This is a genomic window from Bordetella sp. MIP270_01_BMS (genome assembly GCF_054958705.1).
On record NZ_CM143297.1, the window covers coordinates 2,483,424 to 2,504,493 of the forward strand.

Sequence of the window (21,070 nt, forward strand, 5' to 3'; positions counted from 1 at the left end):
GGATCAGAATCCCACCTTGATGTTGGCGTCAGCCACGATTTTCTTGACCATCTCGATGTCGGCGCGGATGAACTCCTTGAAGCTCGCTGGATTCGAATCCACCGGCACGAAAGACAGCTCGCGAAACCGCTTCTGAATGTCGGGATCCTGTTTCACCGCTTCCATTTCGCGAGCGAGCCGGTCGACGATTGCGGCAGGCGTGCCCACGGGTGACCACAACCCATACCACGACAGCAGCTCGAAACCCGGCAGTCCGCTTTCGGAAACGGTGGGCACATCCGGAAGCTGCGGCAGGCGTTCCGCGCTGGTGACTGCAATCGGGCGCAAGCGGCCCGCGGACACGTGCGGAAAGACGCCGGGCATCGGAGAAACGGCGGCCGACACATGCCCGCCCATCACATCGGTCAACTGAGGCGCTGCGCCCTTATAGGCCACGATTTCCATATCCAGCTTGAACTCGTGCCGCAGGCGCTCCTCGGCAATATGGCTGGACGTCCCGTAGCCTGAGGTCGCGAAGGTGTACTTGTCTTTGCCCTTGCGCACCAGTTCCACGAACTCCGCCAGGTTTTTCACTGGCAGGTCGTTGTTGGCTACCACCAGCAACGGCACATAGCCGATCTTCGAAATGGGTGTGAAGTCCTTGTCGGGGTCATAGGTCTGCCCGCTCATGACCAGCGGCATCTCGACCTGGCTGGAGGCATTGAACAACAGGGTGTAGCCGTCAGGCGAAGCTTTCGCCACGTGTTGCGCACCAATGAGGCCGGAAGCCCCGCCACGGTTTTCTATGACAATACTCTGGCCCAGCCTGGCCTGCAGCTTCTCGGCCAGCAGACGCGCCAGTGTATCGATGGATCCGCCCGGTGTATAAGGCACCACGATGGTGATGGCACGCTTGGGATACGCCTGTTCGGCCTTGACGGAGGAAGGAACGGGCAACCCGAAGGCGGCCCCCAAGAAGGCCATTGCCAGGGCGCCACGCAGGCTCGCTCGCTTTCGTATCGAAACCATGGATCGTCTCCGATTGTTCCCGCATCGGCCGCTTAGGAATGCCGACGCAGGGATTCTGTTCTGGTGCTACGAACTCTATCCGTGGCCCAGTACCGGCGTCCAATATGATTTCCGACCTACAGTTATACGCCTGAAGCTCGCCAGCGCTCCGCGTGCGCGCTAGTACACCGGCTGCGAGAAGACTTTATCCACCACGTTCCTCATCAGCTGCGACGGGTTCTTCGGGTTCCATATCGCGCACATGTGGACGCAATTTGCGGTGTAGTCGAGGCGGAGGTAGCTGACGCCAGGCGTAGAGCTCCTGGCGAACGAAGCCGGCACGAACGCCAGCCCCAAGCCCAGCCTGACCATCTGGAAGATCGTCAGCGGATGCCGGGCCGTATGCACGATGCGCGGGCTGAAACCCATATCGCCGCATGCGGCGATGAAAGCATCGAACAGTGTCGGCGCATAATCCCGCGAGAACGAAACGAACGGCTGGTGCTTCAGGTCGTCGAGAGAGACCAGCTGCTTCGAAGAAAGTGGATGTTGCTGCGCAACGGCCAGACATAGCGTCTCGCTGAATATCGGCCTGGACTCGAGATCTTCGATATGAGTCTGCTGGTGCACAATGCCTATGTCCAGTTTTTCTTGGCGCACTGCGTCGATCTGGTCGCGAGAGCCCATGTCGGTCACGAGCACGTTCACATCGGGAAGCTCGCAGCGGAAGCGCTCGAGAATCTGCGGCATTACGTTGAACATTGCCGACGTTGCGACTCCAAGCCGGATATCCCCGGTACCGCCTTGCGCCGTCCGATGGGTGGTGTCTATAGCCGACTGCAGCTGTGACAACACCGCCCGGCTCTCGCGCAGGAACACCTTGCCCGCGTCCGACAACCTGACCTCGCGCCGCGTCCGGATCAGCAATTCCACGCCCAGCTCGTCTTCGAGCGCCTTGATCTGTTGGGACAGAGGCGGCTGCGACATATGCAGGCGTATCGCCGCGCGGCTGAAGTTGAGTTCCTCGGCAACCGCTACAAAGTACCTGAGCTGTCGGATATCCATTATTCACCGCGCCAATAACTGTGAGTCATAATCCATATTGGTCACGCTATTGTTAGTTGACTAGAGTAGGCGACTCTATTCATGAACAGCGGAATACCATGCAGATCGAAAAGTTCTTTGTTGAGCGGGGAAACGGTATACGACTGGAAGTCTACGCGCAAGGTTGCGGCGATCTGGTGGTCATGCTGCCGTCCTTGGGACGTGGCGCCGAAGACATGGAGCCGATCTCGACTCCCGTGGCGGCCGCCGGCTACCGCGTGCTTCGGCCCGAACCGCGCGGCAATTGCCAAAGCACCGGTCCTCTGGAAGGAAAAACCCTGCATGATTGGGCTGAAGACATCTCTGCCGTGATCGAAAGCCAGAATTGCGGGGCTGCCTTCATTGTGGGCCATGCGCACGGCAACTGGATTGCCCGCACCGTGGCGTCCGACCGCCCCGACCTGGTACGCGCGCTGTTGCTGCTGGCCGGTTCGGCAGGCAAGGTGCCGGCGGGCTATCAAGGCCTGCCCATCAGCAACGAGACCCGTGCCATGATCGAGATCTGCGGCAATACCGAACTTCCGGAAGACACGCGCCTGGACGCGCTGCAGAAGGTGTTCTTCGCGCCAGGAAACGACGCGCGCGCTTGGCTCGACGGCTGGAACACCACCTTGTTGAAGATGCAGACGGCCGCGCAGAAGCGCACACCGGTAGACGAATTCTTCGCCGGCGGCAACGCCCCCATCCTGAACCTGCAGGCCGAGTACGACGTCATCGCCCCACAGCGCTTTGCCAACGTGTTGAAAGACCAGCTGGGCGACCGCGTCACCAACCTGACCATCCGAAATGCCGCGCATGCGCTGTTGCCCGAGCAGCCACAGGCAGTGGTAGACGCGATACTCGATTACGTCGCGCTTCAACGCAGCGCTTCGACGAATGCATCGGCGGCCAAACTGGCTCAGCCGGTCTGAATCCGCACGCCCGGGCGCTCGAAGGCCAACGGGGCATGCCCGCGCCGAGGGGCTCCGGACTGCCCTACGAGTACTCGACGCGCCGATTCAACGACACCATGCCTTGCGTCTGGCTGGCGACCAGCATATCGATGAAAGCCAGTCCGGCGTCGGGCAGTTCGGCGGGGTCTCGCACACAGACCGCCAGTTCGCGCGTTGCCCAATCATCCTGCAAGGGCGCCACATGCAGCGCGTAGCGGTCGGCGTAGCGGCTGGCGGTTCCTTCGGGAAGCACACCCACCCCGATTCCCGCCTCGATCATCCGGCACATCACGTCGAAGCTGCCCACCTGGATGCGCATCATCAGCTTGCGGCCCTGCTCGGCAGCCGCGCGTGCGAGGGTGAGCTGGATGACGTTTCCTTCTTGCTGGCCGATGAAATCGAAGTTCAGCGTATCGGCGAATGACACCGGGCCCGCCGCGACCAGCGGGTGATGAGCCGCCGTGACCAGGACAAGCCGGTCGCGGCGATAGGGAATCACATGAAGATCAGCGCTGGCCTGGTCGCGCGCAATGATGCCGATATCGCAAGTCTTTTCGTGTATGGCGCGCAGGATGTCGCTGCCCAGCTGTTCGCGCAAGTCAACATTGACGTCCGGATGCTCGATCAAGAAGGTTTGAAGCACATCCGGCAGCAGCTCAGACATGGCGGATGTGTTCAGAAAAATGCGCAGCACACTTTTCGCGCCTTCGGCATGCTCGAGCAGGTCGTCATGCATGCGCGACATCTGGCTCATCAGTGCGCGCGCATGGCGCAGCAGGGTATGGCCCGCGGGCAAGAGCACAATGCTCTGCCCGCCGCGCTCGAAAAGTCGCACCCCCAGCGTCTGTTCCAGATTCTTGATGCGCAGGCTGGCCGCAGACAATGACAGGTTCGCGCGAGCTGCACCGCGGGTGAGGCTGCGTTCTTCCGCCACGGCAAGGAACAGCCGCAGATCCGTGAAATTGTAGTAGGCGCTCATAGGTGGCTGCATCGCCGGTGCGGCCCTGCGTGGGCTCAGTGCTGCAGGGGTTTGCCGGTCATCGGGCAGTGTACCGGCGGCAGCGAGGGCAGCAGCTTCTCGCGGCACTCTTCCATGGTGATGACCTCATCGGGCTCGCACTTGCGTATCACGCGGTCGCTGCCCCGGTAAACGCGTTCAGCGACGACGCGCGCCCGCTCGTCATAGGGCCAGTACATCGCTTGCGTCATGGATACCAGGTAGGTGGCTTGCGGATCGTCGATATCGTCGCCGAGCGCCTGCAGGAGCTCGCCTGGCCAGAAGCGGTTGGATACGTACTCGGTCATGAATCCGCCGTCGTCGACGAAGATCTCGCCGTCGGTGTGGTAAATGACGGTGTTTCCGAGCTTTTCGTAGCTCGCGTACTCGTCTCTCACCGCCTGCATGCCGTCCAGAACGCGTATGCCCTGGGGCGAATGAAATACATACACCGGGTGCTCCACCATCATTTCCGGCGCGACGATCCCTTCCCACAGCCCGCAGACTTCCAGATTTGCATGGCGCACATAATTTTTCAGAATGGCGATATGCCGCGGGTTGTCGGTGCGCGCAAGGGCGACGTCAACCTCAGGAAGCCGCTTCGTAATGTCAAACTTCATCTGAAACTCCAATAAGGGACCGCTGAAAGGAAATGGATCATGGGCGCGGCCGGAATGGTCTACGGATGCAGGACGACTTTGGACGCCTGCTTGTTGACGCACTGCTCGAATCCATGGATTGCTTCGCTCAATGGCAGGCTGAGGCTGACCATTGGGCGCACGCTTTCCGGATCAGAGGCCAGGCGCGCCGCAACCACGTCCCATGAAGCCCGTATCGATGAATGTGCCCCGCGAATCTGATGGCGATTGCGCACCAGGGAGGTCAGGTCGATCTGAACGGGGCGGGGATGGATGCCTGCAACCACCATGACGCCTCCCTTGCGCAGCACCTCCAGGCCGGCGGGTACGCTGGCCGGGTTGCCGGTTGCCTCGATGACCACATCCACACCGCGCTCGCCCGTGATCTGTTGGACCGCTCGCTTGATGTCCGGCACCTCGCGCAGATCGAGGGTGTGGGTAGCGCCGACTTTACTTGCCGTGTCGAGCCGTGGCCCATCGTCCATACCGACGACGATGACGTTGTTGGCTCCGCGCCAGCTCACGGCTCTTGCGACAGCCTGCCCTATCGTGCCGGGGCCCAGTATGAGCACGTTGTCGCCGAATCTGACCTCACCGATTGCGGCCGCGTGGTCAGCGATGCACAGAGGCTCCATCAGGGCCGCCAGTGCGGGTTCCAGCGCATCGGGAAGGGGAATGCAGTTCGCCGCCGGCGCACGTACATACTGCGCGAAGCCCCCGTCCAGCGTCAGCCCCAGGGCTTTGCGCTTCAAGCAGAGCTCGCGCTTGCCCTGTGCGCAGTTCAAGCATGCCCCGCACGGAACGACGGGATACACCGCCACGCGCTGCCCGATCTGCAACGAGGCGCCTTCGTCTCCCACCGCGAACACGCGGCCGCAGAACTCATGGCCCATCGTTACCGGCATATGCGGCGTCATGAAGTCGTAGCCTCCGCTCCATTCGTAGACATGGACGTCGGAACCGCAGATGCCCGCGGCCTCTACACGGATGACGACTTCCCCGCGGCCTGGAGCAGTCGGGACAGGCGCATCCACCAATGAGAGCCCGCGCTCAGGGCTGGTTTTTCTTAGTGCGAGCATAGATTGCTACCAAACGTTGAATGACTTGATCGGGGGTCGGCGCCTGCCGTCAGTGCGCCTCTACTGCAGGCTGATGGAGGCGCTGTCGATCAGTTGTTCCCAATACTGCCGGTCGCGCGCGATGTGATCGGCGAACTCGGCCGGCGTATAGCTGCCGACTTTGAGGTCGGGCGAAAGCCTGGCCCTGACCGCGGGTGTTTTCAAGGCCTCGCCAATGCGCTGGTTCAGCAGTGCCACGATCTCATCGGGCGTACCGGCAGGCGCGAACAGGCCATGCCAGAATTGCCCCTTCACTTCCGGGAAGCCGGCCTCGGCAAAAGTCTGAACTTCCGGTATGACATCCAGGCGTTGGGCGCTGGTGTGCCCGATCACCTTCAGGTTTCCGGCCTTGTGCTGGGTGAGAAACGTATCCAGAATGTCCATGGCAGCGTTCAGCTGTCCACCCACGAGCTCCGTCACCATGGGAGGCCCGCCGCGATACGCCACCAGGTCCACGGTCATGTCGGCCGATTGCCCCAGCGCCACGGTCGTGAGGTGGCCCGCGCCGCCCTTGGCGGTCGCCCCTACCAGGGCAGGCTTGCCTTCCTTCCTGACCCATTCGACGTACTCAGCGGCGTTACTGACCGGCACCTTGCTGCTCACCGCCATGACGATCGGGCCGCTGTACGCCATCAGCACAGGCTTGAAGTCCGACACCTTGAACGGAAGATCGGGCATCAGCTTCGGGACGGTCGTGAATGTCGATGCCGAAAACCAGCCCACTGTGTAGCCGTCGGGGTTGGCCCGGGTCACCGCCATGGCCGCCGGAACCGTGTTTCCGCCCGTCTTGTTCTCGACGATGATCTGCATATTGTGGGTGCGCTGCAGCTCCTCGGCGACGGTGCGGGCGATGCCGTCGCTCAAGCCGCCAGGCGAATAGGGAATGACCAACCGGATGGGTTTGGATGGGAATGAAGACGTCGCGGGCTGCGCCACGCTGGCGGCACAGGCGCCCAAAGCCAGGCCCACACTCACTATCATCTGGCCCAGAGAGGGCTGGAACTTCTGCATTATGGTCTCCTCGGATAAATTTTTTAGTCTGTACTGCACCGGCTAAACAGGGTCTGCGTGGCCTGCATCGCAAGTCGGGCGCGCTCCGTCGCATGCAGACTGCGATAGGCGAAGCATGGCGCTTCAATCTCGAGCAGCGTGTGGCTCGGTGTGACTTGCAGCAGGTCGCACAGGGGTATGACGCCCCTGCCGGGGTCGAGTCTGTCTCCGCGGGCTTCCGTCTGCAATTGCCAGAAAGCGGGCGCATCTGCCTTGGCGTCACACAGTTGCACTACGAAGATGCGCTCCGGCCGCACGCGCCGCAACGCCGCCGGCTGGCTGCCGGATCGATGTAGATGCAGGGCATCCACCAGAAGGCCCGCGTTGTCTGCTGTTGAGCGCTCGATGAGCTGAATGGCGGCGTCCAGCGATGGCACGCCAAGGTAGGCGCCGAACTCGACCGCCACACGAACCTGATACCGATGGGCCAGCTCGCACAAGCCGTTGAAATCTTCCTGGATGGAATGTGGCGAGCGATCAGGCGGTGCAATGGCCACGCACAGATCGGTGCCGAGCCGCACCCCACACGCGATAGCCCGTTCGAACTCCTGTACCGGTTTATGGCCATCCAGCCACAGCCCGCCCATATGGCCGAGCCTCACGCCGTTGTCGGCCAGCGCAAGCTCCAGCGATGCGATTGCCTGCGCATCCTCGCAAAGCGCGGATTCGCGTTCGCGGTCGCGGCCCTCCAGCCGGACGGACACCGCGGTGAAGCCCGCCGCTCCCGCCGCCTCGACCAACTGGACGCTGTTTGCATTGGGTACGGTCAGCCAGCCCAATGACAGCTGCTTTCCATGCCTGGCTCGAATCGGTTCTGCGCCTGCCACCACTATCACGCCACTGAGCGCCCGCTAAGATCAATATTGAGGCGTATGGTAGGCAGGCAGAACGGTTCCAACAATCTTGAAATTCAAAAGTCCAACTTTGGCAAAGCACGAGTCACCCCGCCAGCGTGCCTGCGGGGATGGCCGCAGGCACGCTGGCGGCTTCGAGAAGGACGAAAATTGAGCAGGCGCCGCGCCGGCCTCTGCTGCGCCTACCAGTCGGCCATGCCGGCCACGGCCTCACTGGTAATCTGCAGCGCATGGCGCACGGTCGCGTCGCGCCATAGCTGGTCGACGGGGCTGAAGGCATCCATCAGATCGGCACGCAACATCTCATACTGCTCCGTACCGGGCGTGGCATGGAATTTCAACCAGAGGTCAAGCCGCAGGATGCGCCGCATATGCCAGCCGCGCGTTCCGAATTCGACGACCGCGCCGCAGACCGGCACGTCGCCCGCCAGCTGCTGCATACCGTGGAACAGCAAGCCCTGATAGGCAGGCCGTGCCTTGCCATGCGGACGCTGGCCCCGCACCCGGGATTCTCCCCACCATGCGCAAGCGCGTGCAAAGAGCTCACCCTCTTCTTCGTTGAAGCACAGGAAGAAGGGCTGGCCGTATTCGCCAACGCCGGTGTGCCAATCGATGAAGCCTATCTTGGCGGCCGTGGCCAGATGATCGCGAAAAATCTGTTCCAGCAGCAGGTTCGACCATTCGCGCTGGACGCCGCCATAGTTCAATCCGTCGGCGTGGGTGTACTGGCCGCGCGCCAGAGCGTCGAATAATGCATCCGATCCTTTGCGCGCGGCATAGTCGTCCATGGCCGCCTGGGCTTGCTGGATGGCGGCCATCGTCCATTCCTTGCCGAGCACGGCATCGTGCAGCAGCCCGTAGTCCGGGTTGGGCGGATGCGGCTGGCCATGGTCCAGGAAGTTCCGGTTGAGATCGACGTTGTTCTCGGTGGTGCGGGAACCATGCGCGAAGCCCCACGGATTGATGGCATGCACCATGACGACGGCCACATCTGGCGGCATTGCTCCCGGACCATCCCCCTGCATCCAGGCGAGCTGCGCAGCCGAGCCGCAGTAGCCCTCCAGGCCGTGCGTGCCGCTGATGATGATCAGGCGGCGCGACGCGTGGGGTGAACCGAATACGGCCACATCCGCGGCCAGCGCTTCGCCGCCAGGCCCCCGAAGGGGATGTGCGTATTCGTGCAGTTGAGCCCCGCGTTCGGCGGCCGCGGCACGAAACCGCTGGCGTGCGCTTTGGTACGTCGTGGCGTAACAGTGGTGGAATTCCATGGCGTTGCGTATCCCGTGCTCAGTGCGTTGCAAGTGTGCTGGAGGCGCCGCGCTCCCAGAACACCAGTCGGCGATGCAGGACGGCCACGAGCTGCGTGCCCGTCACGCCGATGGCGATAAGACTGAACAGGCACGCGAACATCGTCGCGACGTCCATATTGACCGACGCCGACTGGATCAGGTACCCGAGGCCCTTGCTCGAAGACACGAACTCCGACACCACCGCGCCGATCAGGCTGAGCACCACCGAAATCTGCAGGCCTGCGAAGATATGCCCCGCTGCCGCGGGCAGCTTCACATTCAGGAACACGTGCATGCGCGACGCCGAGCACACTTTCATCAGGTCGAGCATGGCCGGATTGGTCTGACGCAAGCCGGTGATGGTGTTGATGAACACGGGAAAAAACGTCATCAGCGCAATCAGCACGACCTTCGATGCCATGCCGTAGCCGAACCAGACCAGGATCAGGGGCGCGATGGCCACCTTGGGAGTCGCCTGCAGCGCCACGATGTAAGGAAAGAAAAAACGCTCGAAGGTCCTGGACTCGGCAACGAACGCGCCCAGCACCAGGGCCAGGCAGGCGCCGCTTGTGTAGCCCACCAGCGTGTTGCCCAGAGTGAAAAAGAAATCCGGCCAGAACCGGCCCTCGATGTAGCCCGTGTAGAGCGTGCCCAGCACCGCGCGCGGCGCAGGAATCAGGTAGTCGGGCACCTTGAATACCTCAACGGCACTGATCCAGATGGACAGCAGCACGAGCGCCGTCACCAGCGGATAGCCTACGGCCTTCAACTTGTTCGACATGGATCGTTCTCTTAATTGAATTGCACGAGTTTCTCGAACAGCCGCCGCAACGTGAGGCAGTATTCGGAGAACTCCGGCGTCGCCATGGTTTCCAGCGTGCGCGGGCGCGGCAGGTCGATCTTGATATCTTCCACGATGGTGCCCGGCCTGGCCGACATCACCAGCACCCGGTCCGACAGGAAGACTGCCTCGGAAATACTGTGGGTGATGAAGATGGCGGTGGTTTGCCGCGCCATCCAGATCCGCTGCAGCTCCAGGCTCATATGGTCGCGGGTCATGGTGTCGAGCGCGGAGAACGGCTCGTCCATGAGCAGCAGGTCGGGGTTATGGATCAGGCCCCGAGCGATTCCCACACGCTGCTGCATGCCGCCTGACAACTCGGCCGGATAGTTGTGCGCAAACCGTTCCAGGCCGACCAGGCGCAACAGGTCCATCGCCGCGGCGCGCGACTTCGTACGGTCCTGGCGCAGCGCCCTGGCGGGCACCAGCACATTGTCGAGCACGGTCTTCCACGGCAGCAGGTTGGCCTGCTGGAACACCATGCCCACGTCGCCGCGAGGACGGTCGATCTTCACCCCCTTCAGGTACGCAGTGCCTTGCGTGGGCTTCAGCAAGCCGCTGAAGACGCGGGTCAGTGTCGATTTCCCGCAGCCGGACGGACCTATCACCGACACGAACTCGCCTTTGCCTACCGACACTGAGAGATCCTGCAGCGCCGTCACGCTGCCGCGACTGCCCTGGAACACGACGCTCAGCCCCTGCGTTGCCAACACGGGCGAGCCATCGCCCCCGGCGCCGGATTCTCCCTCAACTGGTTTTGCGGGCTGCATTATTTCGCCTTCGCGGCCGCCGCAACCGCCTGCGCGTCGAAGTCGTTGATGCGATCGACGAACTCGTTCGTATAGAGCGTATTCAACGGCAGGTCCGTGGTGGACAACAACCCGCCCTCATGCAGTACCTTGACGTAATCGTTGAGCGATTGCTCGGTGTAGCGGCCCATCTGCTTATGACCCTCGGCCGGAATCATGGTGGCCAGGCGCATTTGCACAATGCGCACGGCGTCGGCCAGCTTCTGCGCTTCGGTGCCTTGCGAGGGTTTGGTGTTGGGGTACATCGACCAGAAATTCTTGACGCAGGCCTCGACATTGGCTTGGCACGCCACGACGCCCTTGGCGGCCGCGCGCGCGAATTTCACAACCATTTCGGGCTTCTCGCGCAGCGTGTCTTCATGCGCCAGCCAGCCATTGGAAAACAGCTTGCGATACTTCTCGTCAATCGGCACGCGCCGCAGTTTCGTTCCCGAGTTCTCGAGCTGGGCATGGAATGTGTCGAACAGATTCAGGCCCGCAATCGACCCGTCCTCGAACGCCCGGAAGGCGCTGGCGCCCACGCCCACGGGCAGAAGCTCATAATCTTTGCCCAGCGTCAGGCCCGCGTCGTTCATGATGGCCTTGGTGATGGGGATGTTCGCCCAAGTCATGCCGCCAACGCCGATTTTCTTGCCCGCGAAGTCCGACGCCTGCTTGATCGGGCTGTCCTCTTTCACGACGATCTCGTACGGAGACAGGTGGATGCCGTTATAGAACAGCTTGACCGGCAGTCGCGACCGCCCGGGCTGCGCGCCGGAAATCAACGATTCGGGACTCATCCAGCCAAACGTGATGTTCTTCTGCGTCAACTGAGGCATCATCACCGACGAGCCCTGGAAGAACATGATTTCCACGTCCAGGCCTTCATCCTTGAAGTAGTCCATGCCGCTGGCCATGAGCAGCGGAGCGTTCGACAGATTGATGTTCGTCGGGAACGCAAACTTCACGGTTTCCGCCCGTACGCCCCATGAAGCTCCCAGTGCCACGCCGGCCATCAGGGTCAGTGCGGCAAGGCGGCGTAATGGTTGGCGTAGTTGTCCAGCTTTCATATGCATACTCCGAAAATGATGGGCCAGGGATTGCACCCGATGCCCGGGGTGTCTTGTATCGATTGGTCTCAAAGCGCCTGGAAGATCATGCTCATGCCGCCGGCCGCTTCCGGCGCGACGCACAGGCCGTCGGCACAGGCCTCGAAGTCGACGCAATGGGCTCGCAGGTGCGACGCGGCGCGATCCAGGCTGGCGACGGTCACCGTCGTCGCGGCCGGATAAGGCAAGGTGGGAACGTGCGCGCCCGGCACGCGGGCGCGCAGTTCTGCGGGGCTCAGCAGCCGCAGCGCCCCGTGGGCGAGCTGAAATCGGCAATATCCCGGCCCGGTTTCAGGGGTGCAGCCCAGATAGCGCCGGTAGCGTTCGGCGGCTTCGCCGATATCGGCCACGGCCACCGTGGTTTCCGCCAGGCCTGTCGCCGTATTGGGGTGGATCAGGTAACGCGGCTGCCAGACCAGGTCAGGGGTGTCGTGTTGCAGCATGAAGACTCGCGCTTCGGGCAACGAGCCTGGGCTGGGCCGCACCTGGACGAAGCGCGCGGTCGCGCTGCCGGCCGGCAGATCCACCCGGCGCTCCAATATGGTCCGCGTGGGCAGGTAGCCTTCCGTCGCGAGCCGGGCCTCTTGCGCGTCGGCATCATCCACGCCAAACGCGAGGATATGCATGCCCTCATATCGGCACAGCGCCTCGGGCACGCCCAGGGTGTCCAGCTCGGGGTCGACAACTCCCAGGATCTCGATGTAGCCGTGCTCCAGCATGGCGCATCGATTGGCCGTGCCGCGCAGCGCCACGGGTGCGTCGGGAGTCGGAGGTCGGGAATGTTGCGACTGGGGGGTGAGTTGAAACCCGAGGGCTTCGAACTGGCTGGATGTGAGCGCCAGGTCCCTGGCAAAGAGGCCTACATGGTCCAGATTCACCCCTGCGGGCGATACCGCTACTTGCTGCATCCGACGTCCCGACAACTCTGAAAACACTGCATAACTTTTTGTATACATCCGCGCATAGTTTACCCTGCCGGACTTGCGGTGCTCGGGGGCCCCTTCGCGCGTCACGTCCCCAGGGCAAAATCCGCCGTGCAGTGCGGATCTCCCAGAGCGGCGACATGCACGCCCGGATGCGAGCCTGGCGTTTGCCGAGACGCAGGGGGGCGGTCGGCGTGCGCGGTGCCACGGGCGGCAGGCGCCGGGCGAGCCGTCGGGTCCTTCGGTTCAGCTCAGACGGAGCTGCCCGCCGGGGCCAGTCGCGCCACCACTTCATCGGCACTGTAGACATCGCCGAAATGCAGCAGCCAGTTATGCAACGTGTAGACGTGCTCGGTGTCGGTCAGCGCGGACAGCGCGTCGTCGACCATAATGGTCGTGTAGTTGCGCAGCATGGCGTCCCTGGCAGTCGTTTCGCAGCAGGCATTGGTCAGGGTCCCGCCTATCAGCAGCGTATCGATGCCGCGCTCCCTGAGCACCGTGTCCAGCTCTGACGAGCCCGGAGCAAACGCGCTGTAGCAGCGTTTCACCACTTGTATGTCGCCATCCCGGATATCCAGGGCTTCCGGGAATGGATAACCCGGCCCGTCGCTGGACAATTCACGCAGCCGGCGGTCGCTGCTTTCCGGCTTGAGCATGCGGCCGTGGTAGTACTTCCAGTAGTCGGCCGCGCCGTCGGCGCAGGTCTTGATCCAGATGACATGCCCGCCCGCCTGCCGCAATGCCGCTGCCAGTGCATTGACTGTGGGGAAGGTGTCGCGCGCCGCGGGACATTCGGCCATGAAGCCCGGCTGCGTATAGTAGTTCTGCAGGTCGACCACGACGAACGCCGTGCGCGAGGGGTCGATGCGCTCGCTGACGTAGCGCCTGCCCATGCGCTGCACAATACGGGCGCTGATCCAATCGGGAACTTCAAGCATCGCGGGCTCCTTCGTGGTTCAGGCGTAGCGACGCGACACGGCCGCTTCGGCACGAGCCACGATCAGGTACATGATGCCGGACATCAATGCCAGCACGGCGATTGCGGTCATGACGATGTTCAGCTTGAAAATCTGACTGCCGTTGACGATCAGGAACCCCAGGCCCGAGTCCGCCGATTGGAACTCTCCGACAATCACGCCGATGAGCGACAGCCCGATATTCATCTTGATGGCGGCAAACAGTGTGGGCACGCTGCCCGGCATGACGACCATCCAGAAAACCTGCCAGCGCGTTGCCCCGAAGGTGCGCGCCAGCTTTATCCGATTGCTGTCTATACCGCGGAATCCGCTGTACATCACCATGATGGTCACGAACAGGGCGACGGCGACCGCCATGCCATATATCGAATACTGCGACCCCAGCCATATGTAGAAAATCGGCACGAACGCGATTTTCGGCATGGCGTTGGCCACCACCAGGAAGGGATCGAGGACTTTGTTGAGAAAGTCCGACCACCATAACAGCGCGGCGATAGCGATGCCCAGCACCATGCTGACGACAAAGCCGAACAGCGTTGCAAACAAGGTGCTCCAGGTGTGTCCGATGAGGTTTCCGTTACGCAGCAAGTCCAGGAACGTCGGCCAAAGCGCACTGGGGTAGCTGGTGAGCATCGGGTTCACGACGTGGCTGCGGGCCAGGAATTCCCACAAGGCGAGGAACACCAGCAGCAAGAGGACCTGGCTGCCCAGGATGGCGCGGCGGCGGTGCCGCTGACGGCGCAGGTACAGGTGATACTCGGGACTGGGCACGGCAGCGGCTTTCTCGCCGTTCCCCATGGCGGGCGTTTTGGTCGGCATGATGGCAGAACGAATCAATTGCCGCGGTCATCCCTCGACGTGAACGTCGAGCTCTTTCCACAACGTGGTGAAATAGGTGTTGTACTCGGGTAGCGAGCGGGCCTGGAAGGGCGCGGGCCGGGTGTCGGGGTAGTCCGCGAACGTCATGCGATATTCCGACTTGATGCGCCCGGGCCGCCGGGAAAGCACAATCACCCGGTCGGTCATGGTGATTGCTTCACCCAGGTCGTGCGTGACCAAGATTGCCGACGTGCCTTCGGCACGCAGAATGGAAACGACCTCATCCGCGAGCGCCAGGCGCGTCTGCGAGTCGAGCGCCGAGAATGGCTCATCCAGCAACACGACATCCGGGTTGGTCACCAGCGTGCGGGCCAGGGCCACCCGCTGGCGCATGCCGCCGGACAGTTCCCGCGGATAGTGGTGCAGGAAGTTGCCCATCCCGCATTTGTCCAGCAGCTGCTCGGCCCGCTCGCGTGCGTAAGCGCGGTCCAGGCCCTGGATCTCGGCACCCAGCATGGCGTTGTCCAGGATCGTGCGCCACTCGAACAGGTAGTCTTGCTGCAGCATGTAGCCGATGCGCGGCGTGGGCTTGAGCACCGGGCGTCCACCGACCAGCACCTGCCCGCTCGAAGCGGGCAAGATGCCGGACACAATGGAAAGCAAGGTGCTTTTACCGCAGCCCGACTGGCCAATGATGCTCACGAATTCGCCAGGCTCGACCGTCAGGCTGATGCGGTCTATCGCCAGGGTTTCGCTTTCCTGGGTGAAATAGCGAAGCGAGACTTCCTGTATTTCTATACGGTTGTCGCCCTGCCTCGCGTCGCCACGCTTCATTTTGCCTGCTCCGCAAAACGCCGCTCCACCGCGAACGAATAGTCCACCCGCTTGTCCTTGTCCAGGGTTCCGCTCTGGATCAGCATGTCCTGCAGCGTGTTGAAGGCCTGTTCTTCGACTACGGGCGTCTTCTTCCAGATGTTGTAGGAACGGTAGCGTTCGATGGCCGCGGCGATTTCGTCCTGGCTCAGCCCCGGGAAAAAGGGCATCACATCCTTGGCGAGCTCGGCCGGCGTGTCGTTGGCCACGGCCACGAAAGCACGGGCAATGGCATTGGCCCAGGCCTGCGCGACTTCGGGGTTCTTCTGGATGAACTTGTCGGTGGCCGCGAACACCGTGTAATCGACCTGGCCGATTTCATTGCCGATCGAGGCGACGACGCTGCCCTGGCCGTTGCGTTCAATGTTGCCGGCCTCGGGCTCCATGAAGATGGCATAGTCCGACTGGCCCGCCATCCATGCCCCCATGCGCGCGGCGGGGCCGATGTTGTTGACGATCTTCAGGTCGCCACCCGGTTGCAGGCCCTTCGAGCGCAACAGATTTTCCAGGTACACGTCAGGCGTGGAACCCGGCCGGAACGCCATGACCGTCTTGCCCTTCAGGTTGTTCCAGTCGAAATTCGACGTGGACTGGGTCTTGTCGCGCGAGACCAGCAAGAAACCATCGGTAGCGACCAGGCCCGAAATAATCTTGGGCTTGACGGGAGATTCGCTGTTGGACACATAGACGACGGCCTCCGGCCCCAGCAAGGCGATATCCGCGCTACCCGCCAGCAACGCCGCCATGGCCTTGTCGGTGCCCTGCGCGGTACGCATGCTGAGTTCCAGGCCGGCATCCTTGAAGTAGCCGCGTGTCAGGGCTACGTAGGTGGGCACGAACTGCAATGACCTGACGGTCTCTTCATAGCGCACCTTGACAGGCGCGTTCGCGGCGTGGGCCAGCGAGCCGCCCAGCAGCGCGGCCGACGCGAACATGACGGCGCATGCACCGCGCGCCCGCCGCAACCACGAAATCCCGACATCGTCAGATCGTTTGCACATCGCTCTCTCCTGAATGGAACGCATCGGCGTCCGCAAAAGTTCACCGGATCGTAGTGTATACAAAACGATATTTCAATACGTGTACAGCGATGCATATAGCAGGGTATGTCCTAATGCCCGGGTGTGGCCTGGACATGCCAGGGCATCGGTGCCTGCGACCGTTTAAGCCCTCTGACGAAGTCGGGGGTGGCCGCGCCTGTCGCTAGAAGCGGTGCCGGATGCCCACGCTGATCTGGCGCCGGCCGTTGTCTTCGCCGGTAGCCAGGTCGCGCGTTTCGCTGTGGTTATAAAAGGTGTACAGATCGGTGCGGCTGGAAAGGTCGTACTGATAACCCACGGCGTACGCGCGGATCTTCGAGTTCGTGGTCTGCTGCCAGGAGGCCAATAACGCCCCCGGCCCTAACGGAACGCGCACGCCCGCGGTCCAGGCGTAATCCCTGTCCAGGTCCCGGGCGGGGCCCCGGTTTGCATCGCTCAGCCGGCCCGCGCCCGCATAGACGCGCACGATCTCGAAGTCATACGATCCGCCCAACTGCCAGTTGCTGGTATTGCGGGCAGAGTCGGCAAGCCCAGTGACACGACGCTGGTCGGCATACAGATGCTCGTAGGTCAGCGCGACGCGCAGCGGGCCGCGGCTATAGCGCACCCCGGCGGTGACCACGCGGTCGTTGTTGCCGGTGCCAAATGCTTCATCGCCCTCTGCCGCAAAGCTGTAGCCGACTGCACCCTCGAAGCCATGCGCGCGAGGCGAACGCCACATCACCATGTTGTCGGCAATGCCGCTCGAGCCGAAATCGCCGTCGTTATAGCCGAACGTGGTGGTCAGGCCCGAGCGTGACCAGGCGATCGAAAACGGTGTCAGCTCTGCGCCCCACTCGCGGCTGAGCACCCATTGCCGGCCCAGTCGCAACTCACCCAGTGTCGCGCTCTCCAGGCCTACATAGGCCCATCGGCCGAACAATCGTCCCAGCGCCGCTGTTCCGTTATCGGCGTTGAACCCTCCTTCCAGCTGGAAGGTGGCTTTCAAGCCGCCCCCCAGGTCATCCACCCCCCTGATGCCCCACCGCGACGCCGACTCGTTGCCGCTGTCGATGCTCTGCGCCGTGCCGTTGGCATCGTCGCGGTCGTTCATGTAGCCCAGGTCGATCAGGCCGTAAAGCGTCACGCTGCTTTGAGCCTGGGCGGCCCCGGCCAGAGCCGCCGTCGCGAATGCCACGGTGAGCACGCCTGCAGAAACTGTCCTCATGGTTGTCTCCCAGAAAATTGTCGGCTGCGTTCCCGCGCGGCGCCCAGGAGCAATGCACTCGATGCCTGCCTGGAACAAGCGTCGCGCTAGCTGCTCCGCGGTTCCCGCCCCGCATCAAGTCCTGTCCAATACGCCGCGAACGTCCACATGTCTGCGATCTCGGCAATGGCTTTATGAGTGGGCTTGCCCAGGCCGTGCCCCGCCTGTGTGTCGACGCGCAACAGGCGCGGACGGGACCCCAGATCCGCATGCTGCAGCGTTGCCACGTACTTGAACGAATGGGCGGGAACGACCCGGTCATCGGTATCTGCCGTGGTGACGAGCATGGCCGGATATGGCACCCCGGGGCGAACATTGTGCAGAGGCGAGTACTTCCGCAGATTTTTGAAATCTTCGTCGGTGTCCGGCCGTCCGAATTCGTGGGTCCAGAACTGGCCCGCGGTATAGCGGTCGAAGCGCAGCAGGTCCAGCACGCCGACGCCGGGGATGGCGGCGGCATACAAATCGGGACGCTGATTGACGACGGCAGCAACGAGCAGCCCACCGTTCGATTCCCCATGTATGGCCAGCCCGGACGGGGGGCATATGCCCCCCCGTTTCAAGAACTCCGCGGCGGCAATGAAGTCATCGAACGAGTTCTGCTTGTTGTGGCCGCGCCCGGCCTGATGCCAGGTCTTTCCGTATTCCCCGCCGCCACGAATGTTCGCGACCGCGTAGACACCTCCCTGTTCCACCCACGCCATTGCGGCGGGAGAAAAGTAGGGGACCATCGAGATGCCGAAACCGCCGTAGGCCGTGAGCATCGTGGGTGCGCAGGACGTGACGTCGGCGCGACGGACGACGAAGATCGGAACTCGCGTACCGTCTTTCGATTCGTAGAACATCTGCTCGACCCGGATCCGGTCCAGATCGATCGCCACATGGGGTGCGGCCCAGACGGACTTCGTGTTCGAGGCGACGTCGTAGCGGTAGATCGTGGATGGGGCGTCATGGCTGGTGTAGACAAAGAAGGCCTCGTCATCGCCAGGCCGGCCGTACACGGGGCTCGCGCTGCCCAGACCCGGCAAATCGATAAAGCCATCCGGCCTGCCTTCCAGGGTGAACCGCGCGATCTGCGTCTTCGCATCCTGCATATAGGACACGAAGAGGCGGTCTCCTATCAGGGAGCCGAACTTGAGCACCGGCTCCCGTTGCGCGATGAGTTCGCTGAACACAGGCTCGGAACCAGCAAGCTCCACCGTCATTACCCTGCCACGCTCGGCGCCCTGCTGCGTGGCCACGTACAGGCGCGTGCCCATGTTCCCGACCAGCTGCCAGCTGTCGCTGAACGCGGCAATCACAGTCCTGACCGGCCAGCCCGCCTCGCTCAGGTCGACCACCGCCAGCCCATTGCCTCCGGCCATGGCCGTCGTGTAGATGACCGCGTATCGCCCGTCGGCAGTGACCTCTACCGTGTGCACCACGGGCAAATGCGCGTCGGCGACGTCCACCCGCCGATCTGCGAGCTGCCCCGTCCCGACGCGGTGAAAGTAAATGGCGTGCTGAACCGCCGGTGCCACGAACTCTGCACCCGCCTGGGGCTCGGGGCTGCGTCCATAGAAAAAGCCCGTGCCGTCATGCGTCCAGGCCAGGCTCGTGAAGCGCGCCCAGTGGATAACGTCTTCAAGAATCCTGCCGGTGTCCACGTCCAGGATCCGGATCGTGCGCCAGTCAGAACCCGAGTCCTGAATGGCATAGGCCACATAGCGCCCGTCTTCAGATGGCGCCCATTCGGCCAGGGCACTGGATCCGTCCGGCGACCACGCGTTCGGATCGATGACAGGCCTATCCTTTCCGCTTACGCCCTCGCGTACAAACAGGACAGCCTGATTGTCGAGCCCCGAATTGCGCGTAAAGAAGTACCGCTGCCCGCGCTTCTCCGGAACCGTCAGGCGTGCGTGGTCGAACAGCGCCGCAAGACGTTCCCGAAAGACCTGATGGCCCGGAAGCGCCGCCAGATACGCACGGGACAGGTCGTTCTGTGCAGCCACCCATGCGGAAAGGGCTTCGTCTTTCCGAATATCGCTCTCCAGCCAGCGATACGGGTCGGCGACCTGCTGGCCGGAATAATCGTCGACGACGTCGCCGCGAGGCGTGGGCGGATAATTCATTGCGTTTCCTCGATGGATGAATGCGCCGGAAGCTTTTCCGCGCGCGAGGCCCGGCCGATTTCAGTTGGCTCGCGGTTGCGCCCCGCTGCGGGCGACGCCGCCCGGGGAAGCCATGGCCGCCGAATCGCCGCCGAATCGCCGCAGGGCGCGAAGCGCTTCAAGCACCGGTTGGATGCTCTGGCCGGGCTGCTGTGGGCGTCGGCAGCACCGCGTCGTCCGGCAAGGGGATGAATTCCGCATCGTCGGCATCGGGAAGCTTCATCCTGCCCGCCGCCCAGTCGGCGGCGGCCTGCGCGAGCCGGGCCTTCGACGATGAGACAAAGTTCCAGTACAGAAAGCGCTCGCCCAGGGGTTCGCCGCCCAACACCATGACCGTCGAGTGGTTCACGGCACGAACCCGCGACGCGTTCGCCGCCAGCACCAGCATCTGGCCCTGCTCGTAGCAGGCACCGTTGATCTTGACCGTGCCGCTGGCGATATAGACCGCACGCTCGCTATATTCGCGCGGGATCTCTGCGGTGGCGCCGGGCGCCATGTCGAGATGCGCGTAGAAAAGGGGCGACAGCGTCCTGGCGCCGGCGGTCAGGCCATAGGCACTGCCGGCGATCAACTGGCCGGACACGCCCGCCTCGTCCCACTGAGGCAGATCGCTGCCCGCATGGTGTGAAAAGGCGGGAGCGGTTTCCTCCATCTCGGCCGGCAGCGCCACCCATGCCTGGATGCCGTGCAGATGGTCGCCGCAGGTACGTGCCCGCTCGAAGCGCTCGCTGTGCGTGATGCCGCTGCCGGCCGTCATCCAGTTGACCTCTTGCGGCCGTATTGTCTGCACACTGCCGATGCTGTCGCGATGCATCACTTCGCCAGAGAACAGATAAGTCACGGTTGCAAGCCCGATGTGCGGATGCGGGCGCACGTCGATGCGCGAGTTCGCTCCGGGAGCGACGTCGATCGGCCCCATGTGGTCGAAAAAGACGAACGGCCCCACCATGCGCCGTCGCATGGAGGGCAACACGCGCCCCACTTCAAGGCCGCCGCCGAGGCTGCGCCGCCGCTGCTCGATCACCATTTCAATCATCGTGGGCTTCCCGCGCGCGGATCGACCGCGTCAAGACAATGTCGGGCGAGCCTGCCGCCGTGTAATGTTTTCATGATGTGTGCCTATGTACGCTTCCAGGGACTACATGAACCGGGTAGGTGGGAGTGCCGATCCCGCAAGGGGGCACTCACACCGCAGCCTTTCTCCGGCATCGGCACAGGGTCGGCCTGAGGGCGCCGGACTGGGCCACGGGTCATGATTCAGTGCCTGGACAAGTGGACCTTGCGCGGTTCGTCGTTCTCAGGCGGTGCCAATGCTGCGGCCTCCATCTCCCGCCG

Annotated in this window: 20 protein-coding genes; 1 reads left to right on the top strand and 19 read right to left on the bottom strand. The window is 63.0% G+C overall.

Annotated features, from left to right (window positions below; all coding sequences use genetic code 11):
• Positions 1 to 3: 3 nt before the first annotated feature.
• Positions 4 to 1,008 carry a Bug family tripartite tricarboxylate transporter substrate binding protein gene (locus ACV17W_RS11605; protein WP_462592485.1) on the bottom strand — a complete coding sequence of 335 codons (1,005 nt, stop codon included), beginning with the start codon at positions 1,006 to 1,008 and terminating at the stop codon, positions 4 to 6.
• Positions 1,009 to 1,167: 159 nt separating this feature from the next.
• A complete protein-coding gene (locus ACV17W_RS11610; protein WP_462592486.1) occupies positions 1,168 to 2,052 on the bottom strand; it encodes a LysR substrate-binding domain-containing protein in 885 nt (294 codons plus the stop codon).
• Between the two features lie 98 nt (positions 2,053 to 2,150).
• Here ACV17W_RS11610 and ACV17W_RS11615 point away from each other — a divergent pair, with 98 nt between their 5' ends.
• Positions 2,151 to 3,002: an alpha/beta fold hydrolase gene (locus ACV17W_RS11615; protein ID WP_462592487.1), complete on the top strand. Its 852-nt coding sequence runs from the start codon at positions 2,151 to 2,153 to the stop codon at positions 3,000 to 3,002.
• Between the two features lie 64 nt (positions 3,003 to 3,066).
• Here the strand turns inward: ACV17W_RS11615 and ACV17W_RS11620 are convergent, their stop codons facing one another.
• The 17 genes from ACV17W_RS11620 to ACV17W_RS11700 form a co-directional block, all read right to left on the bottom strand.
• A complete protein-coding gene (locus ACV17W_RS11620; protein ID WP_462592488.1) occupies positions 3,067 to 4,002 on the bottom strand; it encodes a LysR family transcriptional regulator in 936 nt (311 codons plus the stop codon).
• A gap of 35 nt (positions 4,003 to 4,037) precedes the next feature.
• Positions 4,038 to 4,640, bottom strand: a complete 603-nt coding sequence (locus tag ACV17W_RS11625; RefSeq protein WP_462592489.1) for a hypothetical protein — start codon at positions 4,638 to 4,640, stop codon at positions 4,038 to 4,040.
• 59 nt (positions 4,641 to 4,699) lie between these two features.
• Complete coding sequence (locus tag ACV17W_RS11630) at positions 4,700 to 5,737, bottom strand: zinc-dependent alcohol dehydrogenase (RefSeq protein ID WP_462592490.1); 1,038 nt, start codon at positions 5,735 to 5,737, stop codon at positions 4,700 to 4,702.
• Between the two features lie 60 nt (positions 5,738 to 5,797).
• Positions 5,798 to 6,787 (bottom strand): Bug family tripartite tricarboxylate transporter substrate binding protein, encoded by a 990-nt coding sequence (locus tag ACV17W_RS11635; RefSeq protein WP_462592491.1) that lies wholly within the window; start codon positions 6,785 to 6,787, stop codon positions 5,798 to 5,800.
• A 23-nt stretch (positions 6,788 to 6,810) separates the two neighbouring features.
• Positions 6,811 to 7,605: a sugar phosphate isomerase/epimerase family protein gene (locus tag ACV17W_RS11640; protein WP_462592492.1), complete on the bottom strand. Its 795-nt coding sequence runs from the start codon at positions 7,603 to 7,605 to the stop codon at positions 6,811 to 6,813.
• A gap of 257 nt (positions 7,606 to 7,862) precedes the next feature.
• Positions 7,863 to 8,948, bottom strand: coding sequence for a M14 family metallopeptidase (locus tag ACV17W_RS11645; RefSeq protein ID WP_462592493.1), 1,086 nt, complete (start codon positions 8,946 to 8,948; stop codon positions 7,863 to 7,865).
• Positions 8,949 to 8,967: 19 nt separating this feature from the next.
• On the bottom strand, positions 8,968 to 9,750 hold the full coding sequence (locus ACV17W_RS11650) for an ABC transporter permease (RefSeq protein ID WP_462592494.1): 783 nt from the start codon (positions 9,748 to 9,750) through the stop codon (positions 8,968 to 8,970).
• An 11-nt stretch (positions 9,751 to 9,761) separates the two neighbouring features.
• Positions 9,762 to 10,580, bottom strand: a complete 819-nt coding sequence (locus ACV17W_RS11655) for an ABC transporter ATP-binding protein (protein WP_462592495.1) — start codon at positions 10,578 to 10,580, stop codon at positions 9,762 to 9,764.
• Positions 10,580 to 11,668, bottom strand: coding sequence for an ABC transporter substrate-binding protein (locus ACV17W_RS11660; protein WP_462592496.1), 1,089 nt, complete (start codon positions 11,666 to 11,668; stop codon positions 10,580 to 10,582). The genes ACV17W_RS11655 and ACV17W_RS11660 overlap by 1 nt, the downstream gene beginning before the upstream one ends.
• Before the next feature lie 68 nt (positions 11,669 to 11,736).
• Positions 11,737 to 12,615, bottom strand: a complete 879-nt coding sequence (locus ACV17W_RS11665; protein ID WP_462592497.1) for a VOC family protein — start codon at positions 12,613 to 12,615, stop codon at positions 11,737 to 11,739.
• 266 nt (positions 12,616 to 12,881) lie between these two features.
• Complete coding sequence (locus tag ACV17W_RS11670) at positions 12,882 to 13,568, bottom strand: isochorismatase family protein (RefSeq protein WP_462592498.1); 687 nt, start codon at positions 13,566 to 13,568, stop codon at positions 12,882 to 12,884.
• Between the two features lie 18 nt (positions 13,569 to 13,586).
• Positions 13,587 to 14,426, bottom strand: a complete 840-nt coding sequence (locus ACV17W_RS11675) for an ABC transporter permease (RefSeq protein ID WP_462592499.1) — start codon at positions 14,424 to 14,426, stop codon at positions 13,587 to 13,589.
• Positions 14,427 to 14,453: 27 nt separating this feature from the next.
• A complete protein-coding gene (locus tag ACV17W_RS11680) occupies positions 14,454 to 15,260 on the bottom strand; it encodes an ABC transporter ATP-binding protein (protein WP_462592500.1) in 807 nt (268 codons plus the stop codon).
• Positions 15,257 to 16,300, bottom strand: a complete 1,044-nt coding sequence (locus ACV17W_RS11685) for an ABC transporter substrate-binding protein (RefSeq protein ID WP_462592501.1) — start codon at positions 16,298 to 16,300, stop codon at positions 15,257 to 15,259. The genes ACV17W_RS11680 and ACV17W_RS11685 overlap by 4 nt, the downstream gene beginning before the upstream one ends.
• 202 nt (positions 16,301 to 16,502) lie before the next feature.
• Positions 16,503 to 17,546 carry a porin gene (locus ACV17W_RS11690; protein ID WP_462592502.1) on the bottom strand — a complete coding sequence of 348 codons (1,044 nt, stop codon included), beginning with the start codon at positions 17,544 to 17,546 and terminating at the stop codon, positions 16,503 to 16,505.
• A gap of 86 nt (positions 17,547 to 17,632) precedes the next feature.
• Complete coding sequence (locus tag ACV17W_RS11695; protein ID WP_462592503.1) at positions 17,633 to 19,696, bottom strand: prolyl oligopeptidase family serine peptidase; 2,064 nt, start codon at positions 19,694 to 19,696, stop codon at positions 17,633 to 17,635.
• 157 nt (positions 19,697 to 19,853) lie between these two features.
• Positions 19,854 to 20,771 (bottom strand): pirin family protein, encoded by a 918-nt coding sequence (locus ACV17W_RS11700; RefSeq protein WP_462592504.1) that lies wholly within the window; start codon positions 20,769 to 20,771, stop codon positions 19,854 to 19,856.
• Positions 20,772 to 21,070: the final 299 nt, after the last annotated feature.

Coding starts and splice junctions, on each gene's coding strand:
- ACV17W_RS11605 (WP_462592485.1), bottom strand. CDS start 1,008: ATGGTTTCGATACGAAAGCGAGCGAGCCTGCGTGGCGCCCTGGCAATG.
- ACV17W_RS11610 (WP_462592486.1), bottom strand. CDS start 2,052: ATGGATATCCGACAGCTCAGGTACTTTGTAGCGGTTGCCGAGGAACTC.
- ACV17W_RS11615 (WP_462592487.1), top strand. CDS start 2,151: ATGCAGATCGAAAAGTTCTTTGTTGAGCGGGGAAACGGTATACGACTG.
- ACV17W_RS11620 (WP_462592488.1), bottom strand. CDS start 4,002: ATGAGCGCCTACTACAATTTCACGGATCTGCGGCTGTTCCTTGCCGTG.
- ACV17W_RS11625 (WP_462592489.1), bottom strand. CDS start 4,640: ATGAAGTTTGACATTACGAAGCGGCTTCCTGAGGTTGACGTCGCCCTT.
- ACV17W_RS11630 (WP_462592490.1), bottom strand. CDS start 5,737: ATGCTCGCACTAAGAAAAACCAGCCCTGAGCGCGGGCTCTCATTGGTG.
- ACV17W_RS11635 (WP_462592491.1), bottom strand. CDS start 6,787: ATGCAGAAGTTCCAGCCCTCTCTGGGCCAGATGATAGTGAGTGTGGGC.
- ACV17W_RS11645 (WP_462592493.1), bottom strand. CDS start 8,948: ATGGAATTCCACCACTGTTACGCCACGACGTACCAAAGCGCACGCCAG.
- ACV17W_RS11650 (WP_462592494.1), bottom strand. CDS start 9,750: ATGTCGAACAAGTTGAAGGCCGTAGGCTATCCGCTGGTGACGGCGCTC.
- ACV17W_RS11655 (WP_462592495.1), bottom strand. CDS start 10,580: ATGCAGCCCGCAAAACCAGTTGAGGGAGAATCCGGCGCCGGGGGCGAT.
- ACV17W_RS11660 (WP_462592496.1), bottom strand. CDS start 11,668: ATGAAAGCTGGACAACTACGCCAACCATTACGCCGCCTTGCCGCACTG.
- ACV17W_RS11665 (WP_462592497.1), bottom strand. CDS start 12,615: ATGCAGCAAGTAGCGGTATCGCCCGCAGGGGTGAATCTGGACCATGTA.
- ACV17W_RS11670 (WP_462592498.1), bottom strand. CDS start 13,568: ATGCTTGAAGTTCCCGATTGGATCAGCGCCCGTATTGTGCAGCGCATG.
- ACV17W_RS11675 (WP_462592499.1), bottom strand. CDS start 14,426: ATGCCGACCAAAACGCCCGCCATGGGGAACGGCGAGAAAGCCGCTGCC.
- ACV17W_RS11680 (WP_462592500.1), bottom strand. CDS start 15,260: ATGAAGCGTGGCGACGCGAGGCAGGGCGACAACCGTATAGAAATACAG.
- ACV17W_RS11685 (WP_462592501.1), bottom strand. CDS start 16,300: ATGTGCAAACGATCTGACGATGTCGGGATTTCGTGGTTGCGGCGGGCG.
- ACV17W_RS11690 (WP_462592502.1), bottom strand. CDS start 17,546: ATGAGGACAGTTTCTGCAGGCGTGCTCACCGTGGCATTCGCGACGGCG.
- ACV17W_RS11695 (WP_462592503.1), bottom strand. CDS start 19,696: ATGAATTATCCGCCCACGCCTCGCGGCGACGTCGTCGACGATTATTCC.
- ACV17W_RS11700 (WP_462592504.1), bottom strand. CDS start 20,771: ATGATTGAAATGGTGATCGAGCAGCGGCGGCGCAGCCTCGGCGGCGGC.